Origin of the sequence: Planktotalea sp. (assembly GCF_039984035.1) — a bacterium.
Classification (GTDB): domain Bacteria; phylum Pseudomonadota; class Alphaproteobacteria; order Rhodobacterales; family Rhodobacteraceae; genus Planktotalea.
Genome location: NZ_JBDWVM010000299.1, coordinates 1 through 5518, shown reverse-complemented (window position 1 = coordinate 5518; position 5518 = coordinate 1). Strand labels below are relative to the sequence as shown.

At 55.8% G+C, this 5518-nt stretch carries 9 protein-coding genes; 3 read left to right on the top strand and 6 right to left on the bottom strand.

The genetic code is table 11. From position 1 onward, the window contains the following. The first annotated feature begins 241 nt into the window (after window positions 1-241). Both thyX and ABJQ89_RS13715 read left to right on the top strand, forming a co-directional pair. Complete coding sequence (thyX, locus tag ABJQ89_RS13720) at window positions 242-1156, top strand: FAD-dependent thymidylate synthase (protein WP_348404671.1); 915 nt, start codon at window positions 242-244, stop codon at window positions 1154-1156. 79 nt (window positions 1157-1235) lie between these two features. Continuing rightward, a complete protein-coding gene (locus ABJQ89_RS13715; protein ID WP_348404672.1) occupies window positions 1236-1526 on the top strand; it encodes a PilZ domain-containing protein in 291 nt (96 codons plus the stop codon). A gap of 148 nt (window positions 1527-1674) precedes the next feature. On the opposite strand, the gene ABJQ89_RS13710 is transcribed toward ABJQ89_RS13715, so the two are convergent. Further along, window positions 1675-1881: a cold-shock protein gene (locus tag ABJQ89_RS13710; protein ID WP_348404673.1), complete on the bottom strand. Its 207-nt coding sequence runs from the start codon at window positions 1879-1881 to the stop codon at window positions 1675-1677. Between the two features lie 185 nt (window positions 1882-2066). Here ABJQ89_RS13710 and ABJQ89_RS13705 point away from each other — a divergent pair, with 185 nt between their 5' ends. Continuing rightward, on the top strand, window positions 2067-2384 hold the full coding sequence (locus ABJQ89_RS13705; RefSeq protein WP_348404674.1) for an ArsC/Spx/MgsR family protein: 318 nt from the start codon (window positions 2067-2069) through the stop codon (window positions 2382-2384). 5 nt (window positions 2385-2389) lie between these two features. Here ABJQ89_RS13705 and ABJQ89_RS13700 read toward each other — a convergent pair whose 3' ends face one another. The 5 genes from ABJQ89_RS13700 to ABJQ89_RS13680 form a co-directional block, all read right to left on the bottom strand. Further along, window positions 2390-2950, bottom strand: coding sequence for a DoxX family protein (locus ABJQ89_RS13700; RefSeq protein ID WP_348404675.1), 561 nt, complete (start codon window positions 2948-2950; stop codon window positions 2390-2392). After that, on the bottom strand, window positions 2951-3706 hold the full coding sequence (locus tag ABJQ89_RS13695) for a DNA-binding domain-containing protein (RefSeq protein ID WP_348404676.1): 756 nt from the start codon (window positions 3704-3706) through the stop codon (window positions 2951-2953). Further along, window positions 3703-4557 carry a DUF692 domain-containing protein gene (locus ABJQ89_RS13690; protein WP_348404677.1) on the bottom strand — a complete coding sequence of 285 codons (855 nt, stop codon included), beginning with the start codon at window positions 4555-4557 and terminating at the stop codon, window positions 3703-3705. The genes ABJQ89_RS13695 and ABJQ89_RS13690 overlap by 4 nt, the downstream gene beginning before the upstream one ends. Before the next feature lie 97 nt (window positions 4558-4654). Continuing rightward, window positions 4655-4957, bottom strand: a complete 303-nt coding sequence (locus ABJQ89_RS13685; protein WP_348404678.1) for a DUF2282 domain-containing protein — start codon at window positions 4955-4957, stop codon at window positions 4655-4657. A 206-nt stretch (window positions 4958-5163) separates the two neighbouring features. Continuing rightward, a partial coding sequence (locus tag ABJQ89_RS13680) for a His/Gly/Thr/Pro-type tRNA ligase C-terminal domain-containing protein (protein WP_348496756.1) occupies window positions 5164-5518 on the bottom strand: 355 nt, incomplete at its 5' end.

Sequence of the window (5518 nt, the reverse complement as noted above, 5' to 3'; positions counted from 1 at the left end):
GCGATCGAAGCCTCCAAATCTTTGACGCGGACCATCGTGTGCAGATACTTCAGGCTCATACCGTCTCTCCTCAATTTTTGATGTTCCGAGATACTAACACGGTCGCGGGCGGACACCAGTCACATGGGCCTGATGCGGCCTATGGGTTGTGGCTTTTTCAGAATACACCATATAGGTGTTCCGCGTATCGCATCCTCCAGATATAGTCGCCCCGACTCACGCCGCCGAAAGGATCTTTCCCATGCCGCTGACCCCCGAACATCAGGCCGAAATCGAAGAGCAGCGCAGCCAAAGCACGCAAACCCTGCGTGCCACTGCGCCGGGCATGGAAAAGCATTTGTATACCGCCCAACCGGTTCTGGATCATGGGTTTGTCCGGGTCATCGACTATATGGGCGACGATGCGGCGATTTGCCAAGCCGCCCGTGTGTCTTATGGGCGCGGCACCAAATCTGTTCAGAATGATGAAGGGCTGATCCGGTATCTGATGCGCCATTGGCATTCTACGCCGTTTGAGATGTGCGAGCTGAAATTGCATGTGAAATTACCGGTGTTTGTTGCCCGCCAGTGGATCCGTCACCGGACGGCCAACGTGAATGAATATTCCGCCCGTTATTCGATCTTGGACCGTGAATTTTACATCCCTGCGGCCGAAGATCTGGCCGCCCAGTCGGTTGTGAATAACCAAGGTCGTGGCGAGGCGCTGACTGGTGAAGAAGCGCAACGCGTTTTGCGGTATCTGCAGGACGATGCGATGCGCTGCTACGATCACTACGACGAGATGATTTCCCAAGATGGGCAGCAAGGGTTGGCCCGCGAATTAGCCCGCATGAACCTGCCTGCGAATGTCTATACGCAGTGGTATTGGAAGGTAGATTTGCACAATCTGTTCCATTTCTTGCGCCTACGTGCCGATGCGCATGCGCAATACGAGATCCGCGTCTACGCCGAAGCAATCTGTGCCATGGTCGCAGATTGGGTGCCTGCCGCATATGGCGCTTTTGAGGACTACCGTTTGGGGGGCGCAACCCTGTCAGGCCGGGCTTTGGAGTGCATCAAAAAGATGTTGGCGGGCGAAAACGTGACCCAAGAAACGTCGGGTATGTCCAAAGGCGAATGGCGTGAGTTTGTGGGGGTGGTCGGCGATCCCAAATGACCGGGTTGCTCTGATTATCCGAGCCTTAACTCTCTTTTGCTAAGTTATCGTCAGTCTTACGGCTGTGAAGGGCTTTGCAATGCAACTCTGGCGCAAGAACCGCGCGCCGACGCGATATTCGGCAAACCTACTCGTTGGTGGGGGATCGCATCGTGTGACAATCATGAATGTGCATGACGAAGGCGTTGGTCTTGAAGGTGCGCCGCAGATTGCGGTGGGGGCCACCGTAACGTTGCAGGTTATTCATCATCGGTTGCCGGCCAAGGTGGTTTGGCGCAAAGGCACCGCGTCGGGGGTCGTTTTCCAAACGCGCCTTGGGCCGCAAATATTGACGATCCTGCGCCGCTTGGTTGGGCAACCCATACGTTAAAGAAACGTGTTGGCGCCTATACCCAGAGAGCCAGGGCACCAACCGAGGTTGCATGGGTTTTGAACTTGCTACCTGAAATTACTGTCTGTTTTGTCTGACCGAACAAGGCCTTTGTCGGATCCAGAGCGGCTTGTTACCCGCAGACAACCTAAAGCAGTTTCAGATCGCTCGCCATATGGCGCCCGTCACGCCCTTCTTCCAACTCGAAGCTGACTTTTTGGTCGTCAGGTAGCCCTTGCAGCCCAGAGCGTTCCACGGCTGAAATATGTACAAACACATCAGATCCGCCTTCGTCTGGCGCAATGAAACCATACCCTTTTGTGGTGTTGAACCACTTCACGGTGCCATTTGGCATAAATTCCGTGCCTCCTTTGCCTTGTTGATCTGCCACAGGAGTGCCCGGACAGTTTCTCTATGAATTTGCCCAATATCTTGGGTTTAAATGCCCTTTAAAAGATTGCGCATGCTGTGTAAAAATCAAGAAAAACGGGCAAAAAAATAATCTTGTTTTGCTGAAATTCTTAGAAATGTGAGTAAAATATGCTGCTTTACGGTTTGAAAAACTGCGACACCTGTCGAAAAGCGATGAAGGCCCTGCCAAGTGCGGAGCTTGTTGACGTACGTGCAGACGGTATTTCTGATGATGTTTTGGGGCAGGCGTATGAGCGTTTTGGCGCTGCATTGGTGAACACACGTTCGACCACATGGCGCGGCCTAGACGAGGCGGCGCGCGCGCAGCCTCATTTAGATCTGTTGAAAGCGCACCCCAGTTTGATGAAACGTCCCCTGATCGTTGTCGGGGACGACATGCATCTGGGGTGGACGCGCAATGTTCAGCAGGCGTTGGGTGTTGCTTAACCTGCTCAGGTCGTTGGGTCGGATGCAGACACGCGGTTTTTGAGCAGGCGATCAAGCGAAAGCGGCCCGGCACCTTTGATCACTAAGACCAACAACACAAAGATCCAGAACGCACGTTGGTCAAGGATCGCGCTGTTGGGCAGACGGTCAAACCAAGCGCCAACCGTTTCGAGGTGTTCAAAGCCGCCATGGCCGATCAGATCTGTCAGGCTTTGTACGACGATAAAGCCGATCATACCCAGCGCTGACAGTCGGGTGAACAAACCAACCACGATCAATGCCGGCAGGATGAATTCCGCCCAAGTTCCGGCCACCACGACGGCCCAATGAAAGAGTGACAACTGCGACGTATCATAGGTGACGGTCTCCATCACCTTGGGGAAAATTTGCGCATAGGCCCCCACTGACGGTTGAAACAGGCCCAAGAAACCATCGCCCAGTTTTGTCACCCCCGAGGCCCAGAAATACATCAACAAGACAGCCGCAAACACGAAGCGCGCCAATGTTGTCAGCAGCCAGTCCGATTTGCCAAGCCGGTCTGTCACGGAAGCGTAGAGAGAGATCATTTAATGGTCCTTTGTGTGATGGTCTGTCAGCGCGCCGGTGTGTAGCGCCACAGACAATGTCTGGGTGAGATCAAAATCAGGGGTGGCCATTTGCGCAGTTTCAGTCGCTTCGCCAAGGGGGTACCCCTTGTGCAACTGTTCCAACCATGTGGCCCCGCCGGGGGGCAACAGATGGGGGGTCGGATCGAAGTTTGGCCGGGTGATGAGAACATTTTGCGCGACGGCGCGGGGTTTGGGCGCGCCTTCGACGGTGTTCATTTTCCAAATGTCATAGAGCGGCCAGCTGGAGCGGATAATTTGGGTCGCAGGGGCCAGAGCCAACTGTAACTGCATCAGATCTTCGGGGTCACATTGCAATTTTTCCGCCGATAGGGGGGCGCAGTCGCTCGCGTGATAAGAGGACCGAAGCGCCAGATCAAGACGCGCACAATCAGCCAGATATCCAATTTGGGCAAGAGGCGCGAAACCGGCAAGAAAATCCGGCAGGGCCGCGCCGTAATGCATCATCATAGGTGAGGCAGGTGGATGTGCGCGCACAAATATAGCGGCCAACTGGCCGAATGTGGCCCCGCCCAGAAGTTTGTGCACCAATGGGAAAGCCGTGCGCAGCGCTTCGGTCAGGGACACGACCACGTTATTGCGATACACGGAAAACCGGCGACCTGCAGGACCATCGGCCCCGTCTATCAGGCCATCGGGCACTGCTTGGGACGGATCCAGCACTGCCTGCCGGAAACTGGTCTGCGAGACGGTCATTTTGCCGGCGACAGTGCCAGCGCAGCACGTTCTGTTTCGCGACGCAAAGTGGGCCAATCGGGGACATCCGTATCCCATTCAACCAGTACGGGGCGAGGGCCGGATTTTTCTAATGTCATGTCCAACAGCGCCCAAACGGGATCATCCACGGGCTTGCCGTGGCTGTCGATCAACAATGGGGCGCCGTGGTCGTCGTGTTCTTCGTCGTGGCCCCCGACGTGAATTTCGCCAACGGCATCCAGCGGGAAGGCGTTTATGTAATCTTGGGTGGACAGGCCCAAATTCGTGGCTGAAATGAACACGTTATTGACGTCTAGCAGCAACCCGCAGCCCGTACGCCGCACCAATTCCCGCAAGAAATCCGTTTCTGACCAAGTGCTTTCAGCGAAGGCCAGATAGCTGGATGGATTTTCCAGCAACATTTGACAGCCCAATGCCGATTGAACTTGATCAATATGTTCGGCCACGCGGGCCAGGGTCACGGTGGTGTAGGGCAGGGGAAGCAGATCGTTCAGAAATTCGGCCCCATGCGTGGACCACGCAAGATGTTCCGAGAAACTTGCAGGTTTCGACCAGCTCACCAGATGTTTCAGCCGCGCCAGATGGTCTGCATCAAGCGCACCTTCGCCGCCAATGCTCAACCCGACACCATGCACCGACAGCGCGAATTGTTCCGACAGCGCGCGCAGCTGCGCGAGGGGTCGCCCGCCGTCGCCCATGTAGTTTTCCGCATGTACTTCGATCCACCGGACGGGGCCGGGGTCTGCACGCAACTCGTTGAAATGCTGAGGTTTGTAACCCACGCCGGGGGCGGGAGGCAGGCGGTCGAACCGAGGGGTGTTATCCAGCATCGTAGCTCTCCGAAAAATTCGGGTTCTGCGTATCAACAGGCCGTGAAACGCCGGCGGCGGGGTGCCGCCGGGTCTCAATTCGTATCACATCGTCGCCTTATGCGGGCAGATCGCGAGACAGTTCTTCGAGCGCGCCGTGGCGTGCGGAGCCATCTGCCTGTTGTGGCAATTCGATTTCGGCGCATGTGCCTGCGTCTACCAGCGTCCAGGCGTTGCCTTGGTAATCAACCGTGGATGTGCCTGCGCAAGTTGTGCCGGGGCCTGCGGCGCAATCATTCGCGCCTGCAAGCGACACACCAAAGCACTTCTCTTTGGACGCGGCGTCAACGGTGGTTACTTGTGCAGCCATAGCAGCGGCGACGGCACCGGCGATTGCAACGGTTTTCATGGTTTTTGACATGGTGTACTTCCCTATTTGTGGACCGATGTGGCCAAGAATAGATCAAAGAATAGATCTTGGGGAACAGACAATCCATTCACGACCGCGTGTGTCACGCTGGCGTCAGTGGAAGGTGACCGTCACCCATAGAAATCTCCTTCTACCCGCCAAAATGTTACAAAATCCCTACTCGCGCCATGGTTGGGCCCGGTGTCGTACACGAAATGTTACAAAAGGTCGGGTGGCGTGGCATCGCGGCCAAGGGTCTGTGCAACATCTGTCAACGCCTCTACGCGGGTCTGTTTTTCACCCAAACGCCGGACTGTGACGGTCCGTTCTTCGACCTCACGGGCCCCAACCGCCAAAATAACCGGGACCTTCCCAACGGAATGTTCGCGCACTTTGTAGTTGATCTTTTCGTTGCGAATATCGGCTTCAGCGCGCACGCCTGCCGCCACGAGCATGGCCACGACCTCGTGCACATAGTCATCTGCGTCCGAGATAATCGACGCCACAACCACCTGCCGCGGTGCCAGCCAAAACGGCAATTTGCCTGCGTGCTCTTCGATCAAGATACCAATA